This is a genomic window from Pseudomonas sp. Tav-5-1A, from assembly GCF_055755055.1.
Genome location: NZ_CM146901.1, coordinates 6205165 through 6227807 on the forward strand (window position 1 = coordinate 6205165; position 22643 = coordinate 6227807).

A 22643-nucleotide genomic window follows, 5' to 3' on the forward strand; every position below is an offset into this window, starting at 1 on the left:
ACGGGACTACTGTATGATCGGAAATGCCTGACACGAGTCCCCCGGGGGGCGATGCTACTCTTCCGTCCGTCGTCAAACCTGACGGCCGGGTGTGAGAACCCGGAGGTAGATCGCGAAAGGCAGCCAGTTATGGCAGCTGCTCGCGGGCGGGCTTATGCCTGGCCGGTTCTATCTCCCGGTTTCTCACCCCGCGAACAGCTGCCACCTCTCCCGTGAGAAGGAAGGTGCCAGCCTTTGCCAGAGAGATAGCAAATGAACAACTGCCAGACCGGGACCGCCACCTTCGGCCCTCTCGACGCCAACAACCTCCCCCTCTTCACTATCACCCCAGGCTTCAGCGCCGAGGATGCCCTGGCGCACCTGAGCGTCTTGCTCAAGGGTGCCGAAGCCTGCGCCTTCGAACTCACCGAATGCCCCGGTGACACCGCCCACGGCCTGGCGCTGTCCTTGGCCCAACAAATCGACACGGCCCGCGGCCTGGTCCAAGCCCTGCTGAACAGCCAAACGTCTTGAAATGGCTTCGTCTGCATCGCGACTAAAGTCGGCTCCTACAGCGTTCGTGGTAGGAGCCGGCCTTGGCCGCGAAGCAGGCGACGCGAGCTAAGCGGTATAAGCATTCGCGTAGCAGCTGCCGAAGGCGGCGTCCGGCGGCGTGCCTGCAGGACCGCGGCGCCCAGGACGCAGCCTGCGGCAGCTGCTACGCCGGTTTGCGCAGGCTTAGCCAATGGGCAAAGGACTTGTCCTCCAACACATAGGCACCCCGGCTGGATTTCCACACCAGTTCTTTCTCGCGCAACGCCTCGATGCTGGCCTGGATGGTCTGGGTACCAGGCACCAGGTCACTGCCCAGTGTTTCCAGCACCTTGCTGACTGCAAGCACGGTGGCATCGGCGAAAGGCGCGAACGGTTCGCTGGCCAGCGAGCGATCCACCATCACCTGCAACACGGCGCGTTGCGGCAAGGTCAGGGTGTTCCACGCGCTTTCGAATTCGTTCCAGGCACCCGCGAGCACGGCCTCGGCGCCGCTGCGCAACAGCGCGCCAAGATTTCCGGCCTCTCCAAGTTCCAGCGCCACGGTACTGATGATCGCGCGCAGCATTTCCGGACGCCGCCCCACCTGCTCGAAGGCATGCTCCACGTCGGCAGCATCGAACTGGTTGCTCTGCGCCAGATGCTTGTTCAGCCATGCGGTATAGGCGCTGGTGAACTCTTTGCCGAGCCGCGGAAAAGTAGTGACACTGGAGCCAAAGAACGGCTGGCTGCGGCTCAGCACCAGATGTGCCAGCTTGTCCCGGTTCGAACCGGTGAAAACCATATACACGCCCGGCTTCTCACGCCCCTGGTTGAGCTCGTCCCGGGCAGCCTTCAGCGCGAACATGGCGTTGATGCCGCTATCAGTGCTGAGCGCGTGCTGGGCTTCATCGATCACCAGCGCCAGCGATTGCCCCGAAGCCTGGTGCAACAGCTCCAGCGCCTGGCTGAGCGTCGCGCCCGGTGGCAGCTGCGGCTGGGTGAAATCCCAGGAAAGCGTGCGCAGGAAATTGAGCTTATCCACCCCCAGGGATTTGGCGAGCTTGCGAATGCCTTTCTCAAACGGCACCAGCGCATTGGCGATGGCCGTGGCGATCAGCTCTGCCGGATCAGTTTCACGGTCGCTCCACAGGTCGACATACACCGCCAGCCAGCCACGTTTCTGGCACTCGGGGATCAAGTCCTCGCGCAGGAAGGTGCTTTTCCCGGTACGCCGGGGCGCGGCCAGGAACAGCCCGGAGCTGTAGTCCAGCAGGCCCGCACCGGTCAGCCCATCCGCAATCTGGCCGGCCAGCACGGGGCGACGAAAACCAAAGCCTGCAGAGCTACTCATGGTTTTACACTCAATTATAGACGCATGTATAAATTATACAGCCAAGTATAATTTACCATAATTCACCTCACACCACCCCCTCCCTGCGCCGCTCCTCCCGCGGGCACCGCCCGAACCGTGCGCGGTAGCTACGGGTGAAATACGACGCCGACTCGAAGCCGCAGGCAAGGCTTACCTCCAGCACGCTCATGCCGGTCTGGCGCAGCAGCTGCCGGGCTTTTTCCAGGCGCAGGCGCAGGTAAAAGGCGCTGGGCGTGTCGTTGAGGTGCAACTTGAACAGCCGCTCCAGCTGCCGGCGGGTGACGTTGATGCCTTCCGCCAAAGCCAGGGTGCTGAGCGGCGGCTCGGTGTGCTGTTCCATCTCGCCAATCACCTGCACCAGCTTCTTGTTGCTGACGCCATAGCGCGAGGCGATCTGCATGCGCTGGTGATCCTTGCGCGGGCGAATACGCCCGACCACGAACTGCTCCGACACCTCGATGGCCAGGGCACTGCCGTGGGCCTGGGCGATCAGGTCGAGCATCAGGTCGATGGAGGCGGTGCCGCCGGCCGAGGTGATGCGCCGGCGGTCGATCTCGAACAGTTCCTGGGTCACCTCCAGCTGCGGGAAGGTTTCCTTGAAGGCATCCAGTGCCTCCCAGTGCAGGGTGGCGCGGTAGCCGTCGAGCAGGCCGGCCCTGGCCAGCACGAAGGCACCGGTGTCGATGCCGCCCAGGCTCACGCCGTTATGGTCCAACCGCCGCAGCCACTGCTGCAGGGCCGGGGTGACCGCCTTGAGCGGTTCGAAGCCGGCCACTACCAGTAACGTCGCCCCGGGCCCCAGGGCCTCCAGCGCGGCGTCGGCGTTCACCGACATGCCGTTGCTGGCCAGCACCGGCCCACCGTCCAGGCTCAGCACATGCCAGCGGTACAGCTCGCCGCGAAAGCGGTTGGCCACCCGCAAGGGCTCTACCGCGGAGATAAAGCCGATGGCGGAGAAGCCGGGTAGCAAGAGGAAGTAGTAGTCCTGGGACATGGCCGCTCTCGTGCAGGGAAGCCTCGTTAATACGCCGCAGGTCGCCGCAGTGCAAGTGCGAGTCGCCGCAGTGCGAATTTACCGGCGCCGGGCAGGCTACCTTGTTGTCCAGGGTGCGCAGACGCCCTTCCCCCAATAACTAGAAACTGCCGCGAGAGGAGCCATCATGAAAAGACTGATCAGCTGCTGTCTGCTGATGCTCACCAGTACCGCGATGCTGTCGGCCGCCCAGGCCGCCGAACCCGAAAGCTGCAAGAACGTGCGCCTGGGCGTGGTCAACTGGACCGACGTGATGGCCACCAGCGCCATGACCCAAGTGCTGCTCGACGGCCTGGGCTACCAGACCAAGCAGACCAGCGCCTCCCAGCAGATCATCTTCGCCGGCATCCGCGACCAGCGCCTGGACCTGTTCCTGGGCTACTGGAACCCGCTGATGACCCAGACCATCACGCCCTTCGTGGAACAGCAGCAGGTCAAGGTGCTGGCCGAACCCAGCCTCAAGGACGCCCGCGCCACCCTGGCCGTGCCCACCTACCTGGCCGACAAGGGCCTGAAGAGCTTCGCTGATATCGCCAGGTTCAAGAAGGAACTGGGCGGCAAGATCTACGGCATCGAGCCCGGCTCGGGCGCCAACAAGCAGATCAAGGACATGATCGCCAAGAACCAGTTCGGCCTGGGCGGCTTCCAGCTGGTGGAATCCAGCGAGGCCGGCATGCTCTCGGCCGTGACCCGCGCCACCCAGCGCAACGAAGCAATCGTGTTCTTCGGCTGGGCGCCGCACCCCATGAACGTCAACCTGAAGATGACCTACCTCAGCGGCAGCGACGGCGCCCTGGGGCCCAACGAAGGCATGGCCACGGTATGGACCGTGACCGCGCCGGACTACGCCAGCCGCTGCCCCAACGTGGACAAACTGCTAACCAACCTGACCTTCAGCGCCGAAGACGAGAGCCGCATGATGCAGCCGCTGCTGGACCACAAGGACGCCCTGGAGTCCGCCAAGGCCTGGCTCAAGGCCCACCCTGAAGACCAGAAACGCTGGCTGGCAGGCGTGACGACTTTCGACGGCAAGCCGGCCGAGCAGAACCTGCAACTCACCACCAATCCCTAAGCCCAACTTAGTGGGAGCTGGCTTGCCAGCGAGCTTTTGAGGCCCCAACAGCTCGCTGGCAAGCCAGCTCCCACAGGACAGGTGCGCCTGCAATTCAAGGAGACAGCATGAACCACGACGTGATCATCACCTGCGCCCTCACCGGCGCCGGCGACACCACCGGCAAGAGCCACCTGGTGCCCATCACCCCGCAACAGATCGCCGCTGCCGCCGTGGAAGCCGCCAAAGCCGGCGCCACCGTGGTCCACTGCCACGTGCGCGACCCGCAAACCGGCAAGTTCAGCCGCGACGTGGCCCTGTACCGCGAGGTGATGGAGCGCATCCGCGAGGCCGACGTCGACATCATCGTCAACCTCACCGCCGGCATGGGCGGCGACCTGGAGATCGGCCCAGGCGAGTCGCCCATGGAGTTCGGCCCCAACACCGACCTGGTCGGCCCGCTGGCCCGCCTGGCCCACGTGGAGGAACTGCTGCCGGAGATCTGCACCCTGGACTGCGGCACGCTCAACTTCGGCGACGGCGACAGCATCTACGTGTCCACCCCGGCGCAGCTGCGCGCCGGCGCCAGGCGCATCACCGAGCTGGGGGTGAAAGCCGAGCTGGAAATCTTCGACACCGGCCACCTGTGGTTCGCCAAGCAGATGATCAAGGAAGGCCTGCTGCACGACCCGCTGTTCCAGCTGTGCCTGGGCATTCCATGGGGCGCGCCGGCCGACACCACCACCATGAAAGCCATGGTCGACAACCTGCCGGCGGACGCCGTGTGGGCCGGCTTCGGCATCGGTCGCATGCAGATGCCCATGGCCGCACAGGCGGTGCTGTTGGGCGGCAACGTGCGCGTGGGCCTGGAAGACAACCTGTGGCTGGAAAAGGGCGTGCTCGCCAGCAACGGCCAACTGGTGGAACGCGCCACCGAGATCCTCACCCGCCTGGGCGCCCGCGTGCTCACCCCGGCCGAGGGCCGCGCGAAGATGAACCTCACCCGTCGCACCTAAGGAACCGCCATGACCTTCATTACCGAGATCAAGACCTTCGCCGCGCTGGGCAGCGGCGTCATCGGCAGCGGCTGGGTGGCCCGCGCCCTGGCCCACGGCCTGGACGTGGTGGCCTGGGACCCGGCCCCCGGCGCCGAGGCCGCGCTGCGCCAGCGCGTTGCCAACGCCTGGCCGGCCTTGGTGCACAATGGCCTGGCGCCTGGCGCCTCGCAGGAGCGCCTGCAGTTCGTCGACACCATCGAAGCCTGCGTGCGCAACGCCGACTTCATCCAGGAAAGCGCGCCCGAACGCCTGGAGCTGAAACTGGAGCTGCACGCGAAAATCAGCGCTGCCGCCAAGCCTGACGCCCTGATCGGCTCCAGCACCTCGGGGCTGTTGCCCAGCGAGTTCTACGAAGGCGCCACCCACCCCGAACGCTGCGTGGTAGGCCACCCGTTCAACCCGGTGTACCTGCTGCCGCTGGTGGAAGTGGTGGGCGGCCGCCAGACCGCGCCCGAAGCCGTACAAACCGCCATGCAGGTGTATGAGTCACTGGGCATGCGCCCGCTGCACGTGCGCAAGGAAGTCCCCGGCTTCATTGCCGACCGCCTACTCGAAGCGCTGTGGCGCGAGGCGCTGCACCTGGTCAACGATGGCGTGGCCACCACCGGCGAGATCGACGACGCCATCCGCTTCGGCGCCGGCCTGCGCTGGTCGTTCATGGGTACGTTCCTGACCTACACCCTGGCGGGCGGCGACGCCGGCATGCGCCACTTCATGAACCAGTTCGGCCCGGCCCTGAAACTGCCCTGGACCTACCTGCCGGCACCGGAGCTCACCAACAAGCTGATCGATGACGTGGTCGACGGCACCACCACACAACTGGGCAACCACAGCATCGCCGCCCTGGAACGCTACCGCGACGATTGCCTGCTGGCGGTGCTGGAAGCCGTACGCGCGACCAAGGCGAAACACGGCATGGAGTTCGCCGAATGATCACCTACCGCACGCCGGTGCTGGAGGAGTGGGTGGACTACAACGGGCATCTGCGCGATGCCTTCTACCTGCTGATTTTCAGCTATGCCACTGATGCGTTCATGGCCGCCGTCGGCATTGATCCGGCCCGTGACCAGCGCTCGTTGTTTACCCTGGAGTGCCACCTCAACTATCTGCATGAGGTAAAGCTTGGGGCAGAGATACAGGTATGCACGCATATTGTGGCGAGTGATCACAAACGCGTGCACCTCTACCACAGCCTGCACGTGCCTGGTTCGGATCAGCCCGTGGCCGCCTCCGAACAGATGCTGCTGCATGTGGACCTGGCTGGGCCACGCGCCGCGGCCTTCGACACCACTGTGCTTGATAAGCTGGCAACTTTCAGTTCGCACCAGGCAGCCCTTCCTGCAACGGCATTTATTGGCCGCATCATCAACTTGCCCCAGCGCTGATCGTGTCAGTTGGGTGTGATCCCAGCGCAGCGTTTTTTCCCTCTTCAGCGGTTCTACGAGGCAATCAATAATTACCTCACTGCCCGGCACAAACGTGTACCGGGCAGCTCGCCTACCACTGAAAGGGAATTTGAAACATGTCCATGATCGACTACAGCGAACTCTCCATCCGTGCGCGCCTGGCCGCGTTCGATGCCATTGAACTGGCTGAACCGGAAATTGCCGTTCCCTCTTTCAGCACCCTCAACAACCGTTACGATGACGAAGGTGATTATGTTCCGGCAGAGGGCGACAAGCATGCCAGCACCAGCGGCTCGAGCCTGATGACCTTTGAAGAGGACATGTCGCAACAGAACGTGTTTGATGTCGAAACCTGCACCTACTTCGCTCAACGCGCAGCCTCGAAGAAGTTCGATAAAAAAGCACAGATCGTGAAATGGTACGAAGAATACACCCACGTGCTGGGTGTCATCGGCTGGAACCTGCGCAGCTACCAGTTCCAGGAGATGAAAACCAACAACACCAGTGTCAGCATCGACCAGATGGCGGTGCGGCTGATGGCCGGGGCCGCGGCCGGTGGCGGCGGCATTGTTGCTTCGCTGCTTGCCTCGTTCAAGGAATCCCTCAACGCGCTGGCACAGAAGGATCAGCCGTTGAAGGCCTTCGACAGGCACACCAGCACCGATCGCAATGGTGGTTTCCAGATGATGCCCTGTGGCGAGACCAAGGCCGGCCTGGTCAAGGCGTTATTGAACTGTAACTACTACGAAGCCAAGATCAACAAAGGCAAAGTGCTGTTCGTTTCGTGGAACAAATCCGATCTGCGCCTGTATGGCAGCGCGCAACTGTCGACGATGAACCCCACCGTATTTGCCAACTTCAGGGACGAAATTGAAACCAGGTTGGGCGAGCGCCGCCGCGAAGACTTCGAAAAGATTGAAATCTGACGGCCCCTGGTTTTCAACAAAAAAAGCCCCGATCCAGCCGTATCCGGATCGGGGCGCAGTGTACTGCGAACAGCGCGTCGAAGGTGACCAGACCCGCACGCTGGAAGCCGACGCCAGTGTGCCCTGCCCCGCCCCCCGGGATTTAGCCGAAAACGACACGCTCATGCCCACCGCGGCCATGGCGACGATCGCCCCTTGCCGCGCCGTGCCGGCGCTTACAGAATCGGCCAAAAGCCCCTCACCAAAGGACTCGCCTCATGATGCACGTGGATCTGATTGACCAGGATGACCTGCTCGGCCAACTCAAGGCCCTGGGCTTCGAGATGCCCGCCGGCGCCAGCGCCGAGCAGGCCTGCGAATGTGCGGTGCGCGGCCTCAGCGAGGCGCGCGCCAAGGCCCTGCGCAAAATGGTCGAGCAACTGCTGACCGGCAGCGCCACCATCCTGCCGGCCGTGCGCCAGGCCATCGACAAGCAACTGCTGCCCGCCCTCGCCCACTTCCAGCAATCGCGCGCCTGAGCCCCTGCCTGCTGGCCCGCAAACCGCGGGCCAGACACCTCCCTGCTACCCCAACATAAACAAAACACATACCCGCATAACCGTTTCGCGGCAGACGGCCCGTTGATCCAGTCGTAACTTCTTTCCTACAGCGCCCCGGCGCCATGACAAGAAAGAGAGTATGCCGATGAACAACCGCCCTGCTGTAGACGTCAAGGCGTGGATCGACTCACGCGCCATTTCCCCCTACCAGTGGCTGGTGCTCGCACTGTGCTCGCTGATCATTCTGTTCGACGGCTACGACGCCGCGGTGATGGGCTTCATCGCCCCCGCCCTGGTGCAGGACTGGGGCCTGGCGCCAGCGCAAATGGGCCTGATACTGGGCGCGGCGATGTTCGGCGTGGCCCTGGGCGCGCTGGTGGCCGGCCCCTACTCCGACCGCCTGGGCCGCAAGCGCGTGCTGCTGGTGTCGATCTTCTGCTTCGCGTTGTTCAGCGTGATGTGCACCTTCGCCCGCAACCCCTATGAAATGGCCCTGCTGCGCTTCCTCACCGGCCTGGGCCTGGGCGCGGTGATGCCCAACTGCGTGACCCTGGTGTCGGAATACATGCCCGAGCGCCGTCGTGGCCTGCTGATCACGCTGATGTACTGCGGCTTCAACATCGGCTCCGGCGCTGGCGGTTTCGTCGCCGCGGGGCTGCTGCCGGTGGGCGGCTGGAAGTCGGTGCTGCTGCTGGGCGGTATCTGCCCACTCATCGTGCTGCCGTTGCTGGTGTGGCTGCTGCCCGAATCAACCTTGTACATGGTGGTGCGCAACCACGCCCAGGGCAGTATCGGCGACATCCTGCGGCGCATGGGCGGCGCGTTTGCCGAGGGCACGCGCTTCACCCTCAAGACACCGGCGCTGGACAAGAAGGCCCAGGTGTTCAAGCTGTTCTCCAACGGCTACGCCCACGGCACGCTGATGCTGTGGCTGACCTATTTCATGGGCCTGTTCGTGATCTACCTGCTCAACGGCTGGCTGCCGACCATCATGCGCGCCGGTGGCCTGAGCCTGGAGAAAGCCGCCATAACCGCCGGCCTGTTCCAGCTGGGCGGCACCCTGGGTGGCCTGCTGGTGGGCAGCCTGATGGACCACTTCAAGTCGCGCAAGAAGGTCATCGGCCTGTTCTACCTGCTGGGCATGTGCTGCCTGCTGGCCGAAGGCATCTTCGGCTTCGGCCCTACCGTGCTGGGCATGCTGGTGTTCGTCAGCGGCATGTGCGTGAACGGCGCGCAAACCGGCCTGCAGGCGTTCTCGCCAACCTTCTACCCCACTGAAATGCGTGCCACCGGTGTCAGCTGGATGCACGGCATCGGCCGCAGCGGCGCTATCATCAGCTCGTCCATGGGCGGCCTGCTGCTGGGCGCGTTCCCGGGCACCACCAGTATTTTCATCGTGTTGTCGATCCCGGCCCTGTTCGCCGCGCTGGCCATCGTCAACCACCGCAATGCCGTAGCCGAACCTGCGACCGACCGCGCTGCGCCACGCGTGGTCGAGGCGCCTAGCCAATGAGTGATTCATGAGTGTACTGACCCAACCCAAGATCGACTGCCACCACCACATCTTCGACCCGGTGCAGTTCCCCTACGTCGCCGACACCCAATACCGCCCCGAGGGGCATGAGCTGGGTACCGCGCTGCAGTACGGCGCGGTGATGCAGGCCTACAACATTCGCCACTCGCTGATCGTCGGCCCTACTTCGGGCTACAACACCGACAACCGCTGCCTGCTGGCGGCGCTGGCGGCAAACCCCGGGCGCTCCAAGGGTATTGCCGTGGTGCCGCTGACCATCGGTAGCGACGAACTGGCGACGCTCAAGGCCCAGGGCGTGGTGGGCATCGCCTTCAACGTGGCCATGCTCGGCACCGCGCCGTTCCTGGACGTAGATGGGCTGATGGGGCGCCTGGCCGAGCTGGAGCTGTTCGCCCAGGTGCAGGTGATGGACGAGCAGTTGCCCGCGCTGATGCCGCTGCTGACGCGCAACCGCACGCCCCTGCTGATCGACCACAGCGGCCGCCCGGACGTGACGGCGGGGCTTGGCCAGCCGGCGTTCCAGGCGCTGCTGTCGCTGGCAGACAAGGACCGTACCTTCGTGAAACTGTCGGGGCTGTCGAAGTTTTCCCGCCAGGCCTACCCGTGGGCCGACGGCCACCCCTACCAGCTGGCGCTGCTGGAGGCGTTCGGCGCCGAGCGCTGCATGTGGGGGTCGGACTGGCCGTTCCTGCGTGCCAACGAACGCATGGACATCGGCAGCCTGTTGCTGCTGGTGGAGCAACTGTTCCCGGATGAGAAGGTGCGCGAGCAGATTCTGTGGAGCACGCCGAAGCGGGTGTTTGGGTTTACCGGGTGATCGTGACGCGGCCTTCGGCCGCTGCTACAGGTCCGTAGCAGCGGCCAAAGGCCGCGTCCGAGGCCCTAAATCCGCACGCTGGCAAACGTCGATTCGTTGCGCGCCTGGCTCAACGCCGACATCGGCCCCGACAATGGCGCCAGCACCATGGCCTGCGGGATCGGCATCATCGCCACCTGCTGGGCGGTGTTGGAGCCCACGCGCTCGTCGCGCGGCGGAATGCCGAAGTATTCGCGGTAGCACTTGGAGAAGTGCGGCGTAGACACGAAGCCGCACACCGACGCCACTTCGATGATCGACATCGGCGTCTGCTTGAGCAGCTGCCGCGCGCGAATCAACCGCAGCTTGAGGTAATAGCGCGACGGCGAGCAGTGCAGGTACTTCTGGAACAGCCGCTCCAGCTGTCGGCGCGACACCGACACATACACCGCCAGCTCATCCAGGTCGATCGGCTCTTCCAGGTTGGCTTCCATCAGCGCGACGATTTCCTGCAGCTTCGGCTGGTTGGTGCCCAGCATGTGCTTGAGCGGCACGCGCTGGTGATCCTGCTCGTTGCGGATGCGCTCGTAGACGAACATTTCCGAGATGGCCGCCGACAGCTCGCGGCCGTGGTCGCGGCTGATCAGGTGCAGCATCATGTCCAGCGGCGCGGTGCCGCCGGAGCTGGTGAAGCGGTTGCGGTCGAGGGTGAACAGGCGGGTGCTCATGGCCACCCGCGGGAAGGCTTCCTGCATCGACGCCAGGCACTCCCAGTGCACGCTGCAGTCGAAGCCGTCGAGCAGGCCGGCGCAGGCCAGGGCCCAGCTGCCGGTGCACACCGCGCCCAGGCGCTTGGACTGGCGCGCCTGGCTCTGCAGCCAGGTCACGTGCTCGCGGGTCACGGTGCGTTGAATGCCGATGCCGCCACAGACAATCACGGTATCCATGGCCGGAGCCTTGTGCATTGCCGCATCCGGGGTGATCTGCAGGCCGTCGCTGGCCCAGACCTGGCCGCCGTCCACGCTCAGGGTGGTCCAGCGATACAGCTCGCGGCCGGACAACTGGTTGGCCATGCGTAGGGGTTCTACTGCAGAGGCCAGGGAAATCAGCGTGAAATTATCCAGCAGCAGAAAGCCGATGGATTGAGGCGTACGGGTCTGGGGTTGGGCCCCGGAGTTGAACGACGTCATCGCGGTATCTCCTCACTCAAAGCGGGTGATGGCCTCAGGCGGAGGCTCTTGTTATGGCCCTGCTTGCTGGAGGGCTTTGCGATGACAACGCAAATGCCATGCCTAAAGTTGAATGGCTATTCAATAAATCCTGAAAACGACGTCGCTCTGCGGCCAGACGTCGCAGCTGGCAAGGTGCCATCCTCGGCAGCCCTCAAGGGCTGTGAGCACTTCGGTAGCACTTGTGTGAAGCGACGGGTGGAAGGTGGGAAACGAGTGTCACCCCAAGCACGGGCCGGCGCCCTCCAGGGGAAGTACGCCGGCGCAGTGAACGGTAGGCGCTAAACGCGCCAAAAGGTTGCGAGGCCGCCGCGCCGTGAACGAAAACGGCGCAGGCTCAGCATTCTATGGCGCTGACCGCCAGGCCGCCGCGCGAAGTCTCCTTGTACTTGTCGTGCATGTCGGCGCCGGTGTCGCGCATGGTGCGGATCACCCGGTCCAGGGAGATGAAGTGCTGGCCGTCGCCGCGCAGGGCCATTTGCGCGGCATTGATGGCCTTCACCGCAGCGATGGCGTTGCGCTCGATGCACGGCACCTGCACCAGGCCACCCACCGGGTCACAGGTCAGGCCCAGGTTGTGTTCCAGGCCGATCTCGGCGGCGTTTTCCAGCTGCGCCGGGGTGGCGCCGAGGATCTCCGCCAGGCCTGCCGCCGCCATGGCGCAGGCCGAGCCCACCTCGCCCTGGCAGCCCACCTCGGCGCCGGAAATAGAGGCGTTCTTCTTGCACAGGATACCGATGGCGGCGGCCGCCAGCAGGTAATCGACGACGTTGGCCTCGCTGACCTCGTCGCTGAACTTCATGTAGTAGTGCAGCACCGCCGGGATGATGCCGGCCGCGCCGTTGGTCGGCGCCGTCACCATGCGCCCGCCGGCGGCGTTTTCCTCGTTCACGGCCAGGGCGAACAGGTTGACCCATTCCATCGCACTGAGCGTGGAGCCGATGACGTTGGGCTTGTTCAACTCTTGCAGACTGCGATGCAGGCGCGCGGCGCGGCGGCGCACGTTGAGGCCACCGGGCAGGATGCCTTCGTGCTTGAGGCCGTGTTCCACGCAGTCCTGCATGGCCCGCCAGAGCTTCATCAGGCCCGCGCGGATCTCCTCCTCGCTGCGCCAGGTCTTCTCGTTGGCCATCATCAATTGCGACACACGCAGGTCGTTTTGCTCGCACAACTCCAGCAGTTCCACCGCCGTGTCGAAGTCGTAGGGCAGCACGGTGTTGTCGGCGTCGAGCACGCCGCTCGCAGCCTGGGCCGAGTCCACCACGAAGCCGCCGCCCACTGAATAGTAGGTGTCGCGGTGCAGCTCTCCCAAGGCGCCTTCGGCGATCAGGGTCATGGCGTTGGGGTGGTACGGCAGGTTCTCGTCGAGCAGCAGCATGTCGCGCTGCCACACGAACGGGATCGGCCGCTCGTTGCCCAATTGCAGGGTGTCGGTTTCACGCAGGGTGGCGATGTGCAGGCTGATGGTAGTGGGGTCCACCGCGTCCGGCCATTCGCCCATCAGGCCCATGATCACGGCGTTGTCGCTGCCATGGCCGACGCCGGTGGCCGACAGCGAGCCGTACAGGCGCACTTCCACCCGTTGCACCTGTTGCAGCTCGCCGCGTTCGCGCAAGCCCTGCACGAACAGCGCGGCGGCGCGCATGGGCCCCACCGTGTGGGAGCTGGACGGCCCGATGCCGATCTTGAACAGGTCAAACACACTGATTGCCATTGCCGCGCACCTCCTGATTTGGGCAGACCGGGCCGCCACGGGCGGCCGCTGGCGCAACTGCTACGCTTGAGCCGCGTGCGCCGGATTGCCTTCATCATCGGCTTTGCGGCGCAGGGCGCGACGTCTGCAACCGACCCGCTCATGCCCAGCAACGCCTGCGCCCCCAGGAAGGCGTTTTCAGCCATGCCGCTGGTCCAGAATCACGCTTGCAGGGTGCGGAAAATCTGTAAGCGACGTCACCGGCACTGGAAGCGACTCCCTATGTACTGGTTACGACCCCCCCTGTAGGCGCGGGATTTTCACTGGTCCATGATCAATCTCGACTCGATTGCAAGGCACCCGGTTAGCGCTGTCCCAGCGGCGCACCGCCCGCCACCCAACCGCGACCAGAAAGCGGGTCAGCCTGAGCAGGCCGCCCGAGAAAAAACATCCAGGAGCGCAACCCCATGAAAGGTTCACCATCGTTGTTGTTGGCCGCCATGTTGAGTCTGCCGATGCTGGCCCACGCCGCAGAACCGGCCCAATGCGACACCGTCAATTTCTCCGACGTCGGCTGGACCGACATCACCGTCACCACCGCCGTCACCAGCGCCGTGCTGCAGTCGCTGGGCTACAAGACCAACACCACCATGATTTCCGTGCCCGTGACCTACAAGTCCCTGGCCGACGGCAAGAACATGGACGTATTCCTCGGCAACTGGATGCCGACCATGGAGAACGACATCAAGCCGTACCGTGATGCCGGCACCGTGGAGACCGTGCGCGCCAACCTGGAAAACGCCAAGTACACTCTGGCCGTGCCCCAGGCGCTCTACGACAAGGGCCTTCATGACTTCAGCGACATCGTCAAATTCAAGAAGGAGCTCGACGGCAAGATCTACGGCATCGAACCGGGCAACGACGGCAACCGCCTGATCCAGAGCATGATCGACAAGAACGCCTTCGGCCTGAAGGACGCCGGCTTCAAGGTAGTGGAGTCGAGCGAGGCCGGCATGCTCAGCCAGGTGGACCGCGCTAACCGCCGCGGCACCGACGTGGTGTTCCTGGGTTGGGAACCGCACCCGATGAATACCCGCTTCAAGATCAAGTACCTGACCGGCGGTGACGACTACTTTGGCCCCAACTTCGGCCAGGCCACCATCTATACCAACGTGCGCAAGGGCTACACCCAGGAATGCAGCAACGTCGGCCAGCTGTTGAAGAACCTGGCCTTCACCCTGCCGATGGAAAGCTCGCTGATGGGCAATATCCTCGACGACAAGATGAAGCCTGACGCCGCCGCCAAGGCGTGGCTGAAGAAAAACCCCCAGGTGCTCGACACCTGGCTGGCGGGCGTGACCACCGTGGATGGCAAACCAGGCCTGGAAGCCGCAAAAGCCAAGCTGACGCAGTAACCGCAGACCTTGCGGCGGGTGCGCCCGCCGCAAGTCGTTCTTTCAACTTGCATGCGGACGTTCACTACCATGCTGACAGATCATAAAATCCCGCTGGGCCAATACATCGCCAGCTTCGTCGACTGGCTGACGCGACACGGCGCCAGCACCTTCGACGCCATCTCCTCCTCCCTCGAAGCGATGATCCACGGCCTGACGTTCTGCCTGACCTGGTTCAACCCATTCGCCCTGATCTTCCTGATAGCCGCGCTGGCGCACTTCATCCAGCGAAAATGGGGGCTGACCGCCTTCGTGGTGCTGTCGTTCCTGCTGATCCTGAACCTTGGCTACTGGCAGGAAACCATGGAAACCCTGGCCCAGGTGCTGTTCGCCACCCTGGTGTGCGTGGCCGTGGGCGTGCCGCTGGGTATCGTCGCGGCGCACAAGCCAATGTTCTACACCATGATGCGCCCCGTGCTCGACCTGATGCAGACCGTACCGACCTTCGTGTACCTGATCCCAACCCTCACTCTGTTCGGCCTGGGCGTGGTGCCGGGGCTGATTTCCACGGTGGTGTTCGCCATTGCCGCGCCCATCCGCCTGACGTACCTGGGCATCCGCGACGTGCCCCACGAGCTGCTGGACGCCGGCAAGGCCTTCGGGTGCTCGCGCAGCCAGCTGCTGTCGCGCATCGAACTGCCGCACGCCATGCCCAGCATCGCCGCCGGCATTACCCAATGCATCATGCTGTCGCTGTCGATGGTGGTCATCGCCGCCCTGGTGGGCGCCGACGGCCTGGGCAAACCCGTGGTCAACGCACTGAACACCGCCGATATCGCCCTGGGCTTCGAAGCAGGCCTGGCCATCGTGCTGCTGGCGATCATGCTCGACCGTATCTGCAAACAACCCGAGCCAAAGGTAGGGGGTGACGCATGAGCATAATCCGCTTCGACAAGGTAGACGTGGTCTTCTCCAATAAACCGCGGGAGGCCCTCAGCCTGCTGGACCAAGGCCTGTCGCGGGACCAGATCCTGAAGAAGACCGGCCAGGTGGTAGGCGTGGAAAAGGCCAGCCTGGACATCAACAAGGGCGAGATCTGCGTGCTGATGGGCCTGTCGGGCTCGGGCAAGTCCAGCCTGCTGCGCTGCATCAACGGCCTCAACACGGTAAGCCGCGGCAACCTGTTCATCGAGCACGAAGGTGCGCAGATCGACATCGCCAACTGCACCCCGGCCGAACTCAAGCTGATGCGCACCAAGCGCATCGCCATGGTGTTCCAGAAGTTCGCCCTGATGCCCTGGCTGACGGTGCGCGAGAACATCAGCTTCGGCCTGGAAATGCAGGGCCGTCCGGAGAAGGAACGCCGCCAGCTGGTGGACGAGAAGCTGGAACTGGTGGGCCTGACCCAATGGCGCAACAAGAAGCCCGACGAGCTGTCCGGCGGCATGCAGCAGCGGGTGGGCCTGGCCCGCGCCCTGGCCATGGACGCCGACATCCTGCTGATGGACGAACCCTTCTCGGCCCTCGACCCGCTGATTCGCCAAGGCCTGCAGGACGAACTGCTGGCCCTGCAGAACAAGCTCAGCAAGACCATTGTGTTCGTCAGCCACGACCTGGACGAGGCGCTGAAGCTGGGTAGCCGCATCGCCATCATGAAAGACGGCAAGATCATCCAGTACAGCAAGCCCGAAGAGATCGTGCTCAACCCTGCCGATGACTACGTGCGTACCTTCGTTGCCCACACCAACCCGCTGAACGTGCTGTGCGGCCGCAGCCTGATGCGCACGCTGGACAACTGCAAGCGCATCAACGGCTCGGTGTGCCTGGACCCGGGTGGCGACTCTTGGCTGGACCTGGCCGAAGGCAACACCATCAAGGGTGCGCGCCAGGGCGCCGGCGTGCTGGACCTGCAGAACTGGGTGCCGGGGCAGGCCGTGGACGGCCTGGGGCGCCAGCCGACGCTGGTGGGCGCCGACATCGGCATGCGCGACGCGCTGCAGATTCGCTACCACACCGGCAACAAGCTGGTGTTGCACGACAACAACCGGGTGGTGGGTATCCTGGGTGACAGCGAGCTGTACCACGCGCTGCTGGGCAAGAACCTGGGGTGAACCTGACGCGGCCTTGCGGCCGCTGCTACACATATCTCCGTAGCAGCGGCCGCAGGCCGCGTCCCCCATCAACGGCGAATAAACTCCCGCCCACCCAACGCCAGCAACTCCGCCTGCATCTGTTCCAGGCGGTCCTCTTCTTCTTTCGCGTCCTGCTTCATGGCCTTCACCAGGCCAAACATGAACAGCACCAGCACCACCGAGAACGGCAGGCCTGCCAGCACCACCATGGTCTGCATGGCTTCGAAGTTGCCTGCGAACAGCAGGCCGATGGTCACTAGCGTGATGATCGCCGACCAGAGGATACGCAACCAGTGAGGGGCATCTTCATCCACGTCGCCGCCTTTGCACGACAGGTTGGCCATCATCACCGCGCCGGAGTCGGCCGGGGTGAGGAACAGTACGAAGCCGACGAAAATAGCCACGCCGATGACAATCTTCGACGCCGGGTAGTGGTCCAGCAACTGGTACATGGCCATCGAAGGCTGTTCCAGCGCCGTCTTGCCCAACTCCACCGCATGCTGGTTCATCACCAGGTCCAGTGCGGTATTGCCGAACACCGACAGCCACGCCAGGGTGAAGCCCAACGGAATCAGCAGCACGCCAAACACCAGTTCACGCACCGTGCGGCCACGGGAAATACGCGCGATGAACATGCCCACGAATGGCGCCCAGGAAATCCACCACGCCCAGTAGAACAGGGTCCACAGGCCCAGCCAGCGCTCGGACTTGGCGGTGTCGCCGGTGTACACGTACAGGTCGAAGGTCTTCAGCACCACGCCGTTCAGGTAGTCGCCGATGTTCTGGATGAAGCCGTTGAGCAGGTGCAGCGTGTTGCCGGCCAGCAGCACGAAAATCAGCAGGCCGCTGAACAGCACGATGTTGAGGTTGGACAGCCGGCGAATGCCGTTCTCCACGCCCGACACCGCGGCGATGGTGGCCACCGTGCTCATCACCAGAATCACGATCAGCAGGTTGGTGTTGCTGTGCTGCATGCCGAACAGGTGCTCCAGCCCCGACGACACCTGCATGGCGCCAATGCCCAGGTTGGTCACCAGCCCCAGCAGGGTCACGAACATGCCGAAACCGTCCACCGCATCGCCCGCCAGGCCCTTGACCCAGCGCTGGCCCACCAGTGGGTACAGCGCCGAACGCAGCGCCAGCGGCTGGTTGTGCCGGTAGGCGAAATACGCCACCGCCAGACCCACCAGCGCATAGATCGCCCAGCCGTGCAGGCCCCAGTGCAGGAACGTCAGCTGAATGGACTGACGAGCGGCTTCATGGCTGGCCGAAACGCCCTCGGGCGGGTTGAAGAAGTGGTCCAGCGGCTCGGAAGCGCCGAAGTACAGCAGCGAAATACCGATGCCCGAGGAGAACAGCATGCCGGCCCACGCGCCGTAGCTGAAATCGGGGGTGTCGTCCTTGGTCCCCAGCTTGAGTTTGCCGAACGAGGTGAACGCCAGCGCCACCACGAACACCAGGTAGGCGCCGATCACCAGCATGTAGTACCAGCCGAAACTTTTCGACAGCCAGTCCTGGGCCACGCCCAGCAAATGCCCGGCCTGCTGGGGTGCGGCGATGAGCACAGCGGTCAGCAGCAATATCAGAATCGTCGATGCGTAGAACACGACGGGGTTGAGCCGAACCCTTTCGGTGGGGTTCTTGATCAAGGAGGCAGAACTCATGGCACAGATGCTCCAGGCAGTGCGAGAGAAGGACACACAAGGACTCATTCCTTTGGCGAATGGACCAATGCCCACACGCCAAGGAGTGATATAAAGCACCTCGATTTTTTTCGGAGTGCCATTTGTGCCACCAGGACGCCCGCAAAGCATGTCAATGGCACAAATTGTCGCAGAGCTTATTCTTTGTTGATTGAACGTTCAATCAAAAAAAAATAGACTGGTCTTCGCCGAGACGGGCGGCTTGCTGTCCGTCGCAAGGCCAAAGGAGAAGTTTTCAATGCCCAAGGTCGGTATGCAGCCCATACGCCGCCAGCAGTTGATCGAAGCCACTTTGCTTGCGGTCGACCAGGTCGGGATGGCAGATGCCAGCATTGCGCTGATCGCCCGCTTGGCAGGGGTGTCGAACGGAATCATCAGTCACTACTTTCAGGACAAGAACGGCCTGATCGCGGCGACCATGCGCTACCTGATGAACGCCCTGATCGAAAACGTCCGGGCCCGGCGCCAGGCACTGGGGGACGAAAGCCCCCGCACCCACCTGCAGGTGATCATCGAAGGCAACTTCGACGCCAGCCAGGTCAACGGCCCGGCGATGAAAACCTGGCTGGCCTTCTGGGCCGCCAGCATGCACCAGCCGTCTTTGCACCGGTTGCAGCGGATCAACGACCACCGCCTGTATTCCAACCTGTGCTGCCAGTTCCGCCGCGTCTTGCCGCAGGAACAGGCACGCACCGCCGCCCGCGGGCTGGCGGCGCTGATCGACGGGCTGTGGTTGCGCGGCGCGCTCTCGGGCGACGCCTTTGACACTGACCAGGCGGTGCAGATCGCCTACGAATACATGGATCAGCAACTGGCGAAGCAGATGAACTAGCGGCAAGCCGCTCGCATCTGCCCAGCTCCCAGACAAGCACTTGCGAGGACACTATGGCCCGTTTCGAACTGCAAAAACTCTACATTGACGGCGGTTACGTGGACGCTTCCAGCGACGCCACCTTCGACGCCATCAACCCGGCCAACGGCGAAGTCATTGCCCAAGTGCAACGGGCGACCGAGGCCGACGTGGAGCGCGCCGTGGTCAGCGCCGAAAAGGGCCAGAAAGTCTGGGCCGCCATGACCGCCATGGAGCGTTCGCGCATCCTGCGCCGCGCCGTGGACATCCTGCGCGAGCGCAACGACGAGCTGGCGGCCCTGGAAACCCTGGACACCGGCAAGGCCTACTCGGAAACCCGCTACGTGGACATCGTCACCGGTGCCGACGTGCTGGAATACTACGCAGGCCTGGTGCCGGCCATCGAAGGCGAGCAGATCCCGCTGCGCGACACCTCGTTCGTCTACACCCGCCGCGAGCCGCTGGGCGTGACCGTGGGCATCGGCGCCTGGAACTACCCGATCCAGATCGCCCTGTGGAAATCGGCCCCGGCCCTGGCCGCCGGCAACGCGATGATCTTCAAGCCTAGCGAAGTCACCTCGCTGACCACCCTGAAACTGGCCGAGATCTACACCGAGGCCGGCCTGCCAGCAGGCGTGTTCAACGTGCTGACCGGCAGCGGCCGCGAAGTGGGCAGCTGGCTGACCGAGCACCCGCGCATCGAGAAAATCTCCTTCACCGGCGGCACCGACACCGGCAAGAAGGTCATGGCCAGCGCCTCCAGCAGCTCGCTGAAGGAAGTGACCATGGAACTGGGTGGCAAGAGCCCGCTGATCATCTTCGACGACGCCGACCTGGACCGCGCCGCCGACATCGCCATGATGGCCAACTTCTACAGCTCGGGCCAGGTGTGCACCAACGGCACCCGCGTGTTCGTGCCCAACGCCCTGAAGGCGGCCTTCGAAGCCAAGATCGTCGAGCGCGTGCAGCGCATCCGTATTGGCAACCCGGAGAACGAAAACACCAACTTCGGCCCGCTGGTGAGCTTCGCCCACATGGAAAGCGTGCTGGGCTACATCGCCAAGGGCAAGGAAGAAGGCGCCCGCGTGCTGTGCGGCGGCCAGCGCCTGACCGAGGGCGAGTTCGCCCAGGGCGCCTACGTGGCCCCGACCGTGTTCACCGACTGCCGCGACGACATGACCATCGTCCGTGAAGAGATCTTCGGGCCGGTGATGGCCATCCTCGGCTACGACAGCGAGGAAGAAGTGATCCGCCGTGCCAACGACACCGACTTCGGCCTGGCCGCCGGTATCGTCACCCAGAACCTGACCCGCGCGCACCGCGTGATTCATCAGCTGGAAGCCGGTATCTGCTGGATCAACGCCTGGGGCGAATCCGACGCCAAGATGCCAGTGGGCGGCTACAAGCAATCGGGCGTGGGCCGCGAGAACGGCATCAGCTCGCTGAACCAGTACACCCGGATCAAATCGATCCAGGTCGAGCTGGGCGAGTACGCCTCGGTCTTCTAAAGCCGCCCGCCACCCGTAGCAGCTGCCGAAGGCTGCGTCGGGCTGCAAGGCAGCCCCCAGGTGCGGCGCCAATCTGGCGCCCCTGCGGGCCGCGACGCAGCCTGCGGCAGCTGCTACGGGGATTTCCCCCCACTCACACGAGGGAGCAGAAATGTCCAAAGAATTCGATTACATCATCATCGGTGCCGGCTCGGCCGGTAACACCCTGGCCACCCGCCTGACCGAAGACAAAGGCGTCACTGTCCTGCTGCTGGAAGCCGGCGGCCCTGACTACCGTGCCGACTTCCGCACCCAGATGCCTGCCGCCCTGGCCTTCCCGCTGCAGGGCCGCCGCTACAACTGGGCCTACGAGACCGACCCCGAGCCGCACATGAACAACCGCCGCATGGAATGCGGCCGCGGCAAGGGCCTGGGTGGCTCGTCGCTGATCAACGGCATGTGCTACATCCGCGGCAACGCCATGGACTACGACGGCTGGGCCAAGCTGCCGGGCCTGGAAGACTGGACCTACCTGGACTGCCTGCCGTACTTCCGCAAGGCCGAAACCCGTGACATCGGCCCCAACGACTACCACGGCGGCGAAGGCCCGGTCAGCGTCACCACGCCCAAGGCCGGCAACAACCCGCTGTTCCACGCCATGGTCGAGGCCGGCGTGCAGGCCGGCTACCCGCGCACCGACGACCTCAACGGTTACCAGCAGGAAGGCTTCGGCCCCATGGACCGCACCGTGACGCCCAAGGGCCGTCGCGCCAGCACCGCCCGTGGCTACCTGGACACCGCCAAGCAGCGCGACACCCTGACCATCGTCACCCACGCGCTGACCGACCGCATCCTGTTCGACGGCAAGCGCGCCGTGGGCGTGGCCTACCTGGTGGGTGAGAGCAACACTCCGGTAGAAGCCCGTGCCCGCAAGGAAGTGCTGCTGTGCAGCGGCGCCATCGCCTCGCCGCAGATCCTCCAGCGTTCCGGCGTGGGCCCGAAAGACCTGCTCAAGAGTCTGGACATCCCGGTGGTGCACGACCTGCCTGGCGTCGGCCAGAACCTGCAGGACCACCTGGAAATGTACCTGCAGTACGCCTGCACCAAGCCGGTGTCGCTGTACCCGTCGCTGCTGTGGTGGAACCAGCCGGCCATCGGCGCCGAGTGGATGTTCAACGGCACCGGCATCGGCGCCAGCAACCAGTTCGAGGCCGGCGGCTTCATCCGTTCGCGCCCGGAGTTCGAATGGCCGAACATCCAGTACCACTTCCTGCCGGTGGCGATTAACTACAACGGCAGCAACGGTGTGAAAGAGCACGGCTTCCAGGCCCACGTGGGCTCTATGCGCTCGCCGAGCCGTGGCCGCGTGCAACTGAAGTCGAAGAACCCGCGCGAATACCCGAGCATCCTGTTCAATTACATGGCCACCGAGCAGGACTGGCAGGAGTTCCGCGACGGCATCCGCCTGACCCGCGAGATCATGCAGCAGCCCGCCCTGGACGAGTTCCGTGGCCGCGAGATCAGCCCGGGCATCGAGGTGCAGACCGACGAGCAGCTGGACAAGTTCGTCCGCGAGCACGCCGAGACTGCGTTCCACCCGTCCTGCTCGTGCAAGATGGGCACCGACGAGATGGCCGTGGTCGATGGCCAGGGCCGCGTGCATGGCCTGCAAAGCCTGCGCGTGGTGGACGCCTCGATCATGCCGATCATCACCACCGGCAACCTCAACGCGCCGACGATCATGATGGCCGAGAAAATCGCCGACAAGATTCGTGGCCGCCAGCCGCTTCCGCGCAGCACTGCCGACTACTACGTGGCCGGTGATGCGCCGGTGCGCAAGGCTCCGCTGCGCGCCGTCAGCCTGTAATCCTTGTGGGAGCTGGCTTGCCAGCGAGCTTTTGAGGCCTCAGAAGCTCGCTGGCAAGCC

General features: G+C 64.2%; 20 protein-coding genes. 15 read left to right on the forward strand and 5 right to left on the reverse strand.

What is annotated here, in order from left to right; genetic code table 11:
- Positions 1-252: 252 nt before the first annotated feature.
- Complete coding sequence (locus tag AC0J42_RS28680) at positions 253-513, forward strand: hypothetical protein (RefSeq protein ID WP_416427258.1); 261 nt, start codon at positions 253-255, stop codon at positions 511-513.
- 184 nt (positions 514-697) lie between these two features.
- Here AC0J42_RS28680 and AC0J42_RS28685 read toward each other — a convergent pair whose 3' ends face one another.
- Together AC0J42_RS28685 and AC0J42_RS28690 are read right to left on the reverse strand one after the other, a co-directional pair.
- The gene (locus tag AC0J42_RS28685; RefSeq protein ID WP_473004727.1) at positions 698-1864 is read right to left on the reverse strand and encodes an ATP-binding protein; all 1167 of its coding nucleotides are present in this window, start codon (positions 1862-1864) and stop codon (positions 698-700) included.
- Between the two features lie 67 nt (positions 1865-1931).
- Positions 1932-2879, reverse strand: a complete 948-nt coding sequence (locus AC0J42_RS28690) for a GlxA family transcriptional regulator (RefSeq protein ID WP_416427260.1) — start codon at positions 2877-2879, stop codon at positions 1932-1934.
- 166 nt (positions 2880-3045) lie between these two features.
- Here AC0J42_RS28690 and AC0J42_RS28695 point away from each other — a divergent pair, with 166 nt between their 5' ends.
- The 8 genes from AC0J42_RS28695 to AC0J42_RS28730 all read left to right on the forward strand — a co-directional run bounded on the left by AC0J42_RS28695 (position 3046) and on the right by AC0J42_RS28730 (position 10249).
- On the forward strand, positions 3046-3990 hold the full coding sequence (locus AC0J42_RS28695) for a choline ABC transporter substrate-binding protein (protein ID WP_416427261.1): 945 nt from the start codon (positions 3046-3048) through the stop codon (positions 3988-3990).
- 107 nt (positions 3991-4097) lie between these two features.
- Entirely contained in the window at positions 4098-4985 is an 888-nt protein-coding gene (gene cdhC, locus AC0J42_RS28700; protein WP_416427262.1) for a 3-dehydrocarnitine:acetyl-CoA trimethylamine transferase CdhC, read from the forward strand.
- A 9-nt stretch (positions 4986-4994) separates the two neighbouring features.
- A complete protein-coding gene (locus AC0J42_RS28705; RefSeq protein ID WP_473004729.1) occupies positions 4995-5960 on the forward strand; it encodes an L-carnitine dehydrogenase in 966 nt (321 codons plus the stop codon).
- Complete coding sequence (locus tag AC0J42_RS28710; RefSeq protein ID WP_473004731.1) at positions 5957-6412, forward strand: thioesterase family protein; 456 nt, start codon at positions 5957-5959, stop codon at positions 6410-6412. The genes AC0J42_RS28705 and AC0J42_RS28710 overlap by 4 nt, the downstream gene beginning before the upstream one ends.
- A gap of 137 nt (positions 6413-6549) precedes the next feature.
- Positions 6550-7359, forward strand: a complete 810-nt coding sequence (locus tag AC0J42_RS28715) for a hypothetical protein (protein WP_473004732.1) — start codon at positions 6550-6552, stop codon at positions 7357-7359.
- A gap of 257 nt (positions 7360-7616) precedes the next feature.
- Positions 7617-7877, forward strand: a complete 261-nt coding sequence (locus AC0J42_RS28720; RefSeq protein ID WP_416427266.1) for a hypothetical protein — start codon at positions 7617-7619, stop codon at positions 7875-7877.
- A 166-nt stretch (positions 7878-8043) separates the two neighbouring features.
- Entirely contained in the window at positions 8044-9411 is a 1368-nt protein-coding gene (locus AC0J42_RS28725; RefSeq protein WP_473004734.1) for an MFS transporter, read from the forward strand.
- 7 nt (positions 9412-9418) lie between these two features.
- Entirely contained in the window at positions 9419-10249 is an 831-nt protein-coding gene (locus tag AC0J42_RS28730; protein ID WP_416427268.1) for an amidohydrolase family protein, read from the forward strand.
- Between the two features lie 65 nt (positions 10250-10314).
- On the opposite strand, the gene gbdR is transcribed toward AC0J42_RS28730, so the two are convergent.
- Together gbdR and AC0J42_RS28740 are read right to left on the reverse strand one after the other, a co-directional pair.
- Positions 10315-11418 (reverse strand): choline metabolism transcriptional regulator GbdR, encoded by a 1104-nt coding sequence (gene gbdR / locus AC0J42_RS28735; RefSeq protein ID WP_416427269.1) that lies wholly within the window; start codon positions 11416-11418, stop codon positions 10315-10317.
- Between the two features lie 376 nt (positions 11419-11794).
- The gene (locus tag AC0J42_RS28740; protein ID WP_416427270.1) at positions 11795-13171 is read right to left on the reverse strand and encodes an L-serine ammonia-lyase; all 1377 of its coding nucleotides are present in this window, start codon (positions 13169-13171) and stop codon (positions 11795-11797) included.
- A 446-nt stretch (positions 13172-13617) separates the two neighbouring features.
- On the opposite strand from AC0J42_RS28740, the gene AC0J42_RS28745 reads away from it, so the two are divergent.
- The 3 genes from AC0J42_RS28745 (at position 13618) to choV (ending at position 16655) form a co-directional block, all read left to right on the forward strand.
- Entirely contained in the window at positions 13618-14565 is a 948-nt protein-coding gene (locus AC0J42_RS28745; protein ID WP_416427272.1) for a choline ABC transporter substrate-binding protein, read from the forward strand.
- 69 nt (positions 14566-14634) lie between these two features.
- Complete coding sequence (gene choW, locus AC0J42_RS28750) at positions 14635-15480, forward strand: choline ABC transporter permease subunit (RefSeq protein ID WP_416427273.1); 846 nt, start codon at positions 14635-14637, stop codon at positions 15478-15480.
- Complete coding sequence (gene choV, locus AC0J42_RS28755; RefSeq protein WP_416427274.1) at positions 15477-16655, forward strand: choline ABC transporter ATP-binding protein; 1179 nt, start codon at positions 15477-15479, stop codon at positions 16653-16655. Before choW ends, choV begins: the two co-directional genes overlap by 4 nt.
- Before the next feature lie 68 nt (positions 16656-16723).
- Here the strand turns inward: choV and AC0J42_RS28760 are convergent, their stop codons facing one another.
- Positions 16724-18283: a BCCT family transporter gene (locus AC0J42_RS28760; protein ID WP_473006911.1), complete on the reverse strand. Its 1560-nt coding sequence runs from the start codon at positions 18281-18283 to the stop codon at positions 16724-16726.
- Positions 18284-18617: 334 nt separating this feature from the next.
- Here AC0J42_RS28760 and betI point away from each other — a divergent pair, with 334 nt between their 5' ends.
- The 3 genes from betI (at position 18618) to betA (ending at position 22583) form a co-directional block, all read left to right on the forward strand.
- The gene (gene betI / locus AC0J42_RS28765; protein WP_416427276.1) at positions 18618-19211 is read left to right on the forward strand and encodes a transcriptional regulator BetI; all 594 of its coding nucleotides are present in this window, start codon (positions 18618-18620) and stop codon (positions 19209-19211) included.
- A gap of 53 nt (positions 19212-19264) precedes the next feature.
- Positions 19265-20737 (forward strand): betaine-aldehyde dehydrogenase, encoded by a 1473-nt coding sequence (gene betB / locus AC0J42_RS28770; RefSeq protein WP_473004739.1) that lies wholly within the window; start codon positions 19265-19267, stop codon positions 20735-20737.
- Between the two features lie 151 nt (positions 20738-20888).
- A complete protein-coding gene (gene betA / locus AC0J42_RS28775; RefSeq protein ID WP_416427279.1) occupies positions 20889-22583 on the forward strand; it encodes a choline dehydrogenase in 1695 nt (564 codons plus the stop codon).
- Positions 22584-22643: the final 60 nt, after the last annotated feature.

Coding starts and splice junctions, on each gene's coding strand:
- AC0J42_RS28680 (WP_416427258.1), top strand. CDS start 253: ATGAACAACTGCCAGACCGGGACCGCCACCTTCGGCCCTCTCGACGCC.
- AC0J42_RS28685 (WP_473004727.1), bottom strand. CDS start 1,864: ATGAGTAGCTCTGCAGGCTTTGGTTTTCGTCGCCCCGTGCTGGCCGGC.
- AC0J42_RS28690 (WP_416427260.1), bottom strand. CDS start 2,879: ATGTCCCAGGACTACTACTTCCTCTTGCTACCCGGCTTCTCCGCCATC.
- AC0J42_RS28695 (WP_416427261.1), top strand. CDS start 3,046: ATGAAAAGACTGATCAGCTGCTGTCTGCTGATGCTCACCAGTACCGCG.
- cdhC (WP_416427262.1), top strand. CDS start 4,098: ATGAACCACGACGTGATCATCACCTGCGCCCTCACCGGCGCCGGCGAC.
- AC0J42_RS28705 (WP_473004729.1), top strand. CDS start 4,995: ATGACCTTCATTACCGAGATCAAGACCTTCGCCGCGCTGGGCAGCGGC.
- AC0J42_RS28710 (WP_473004731.1), top strand. CDS start 5,957: ATGATCACCTACCGCACGCCGGTGCTGGAGGAGTGGGTGGACTACAAC.
- AC0J42_RS28715 (WP_473004732.1), top strand. CDS start 6,550: ATGTCCATGATCGACTACAGCGAACTCTCCATCCGTGCGCGCCTGGCC.
- AC0J42_RS28720 (WP_416427266.1), top strand. CDS start 7,617: ATGATGCACGTGGATCTGATTGACCAGGATGACCTGCTCGGCCAACTC.
- AC0J42_RS28725 (WP_473004734.1), top strand. CDS start 8,044: ATGAACAACCGCCCTGCTGTAGACGTCAAGGCGTGGATCGACTCACGC.
- AC0J42_RS28730 (WP_416427268.1), top strand. CDS start 9,419: ATGAGTGTACTGACCCAACCCAAGATCGACTGCCACCACCACATCTTC.
- gbdR (WP_416427269.1), bottom strand. CDS start 11,418: ATGACGTCGTTCAACTCCGGGGCCCAACCCCAGACCCGTACGCCTCAA.
- AC0J42_RS28740 (WP_416427270.1), bottom strand. CDS start 13,171: ATGGCAATCAGTGTGTTTGACCTGTTCAAGATCGGCATCGGGCCGTCC.
- AC0J42_RS28745 (WP_416427272.1), top strand. CDS start 13,618: ATGAAAGGTTCACCATCGTTGTTGTTGGCCGCCATGTTGAGTCTGCCG.
- choW (WP_416427273.1), top strand. CDS start 14,635: ATGCTGACAGATCATAAAATCCCGCTGGGCCAATACATCGCCAGCTTC.
- choV (WP_416427274.1), top strand. CDS start 15,477: ATGAGCATAATCCGCTTCGACAAGGTAGACGTGGTCTTCTCCAATAAA.
- betI (WP_416427276.1), top strand. CDS start 18,618: ATGCCCAAGGTCGGTATGCAGCCCATACGCCGCCAGCAGTTGATCGAA.
- betB (WP_473004739.1), top strand. CDS start 19,265: ATGGCCCGTTTCGAACTGCAAAAACTCTACATTGACGGCGGTTACGTG.
- betA (WP_416427279.1), top strand. CDS start 20,889: ATGTCCAAAGAATTCGATTACATCATCATCGGTGCCGGCTCGGCCGGT.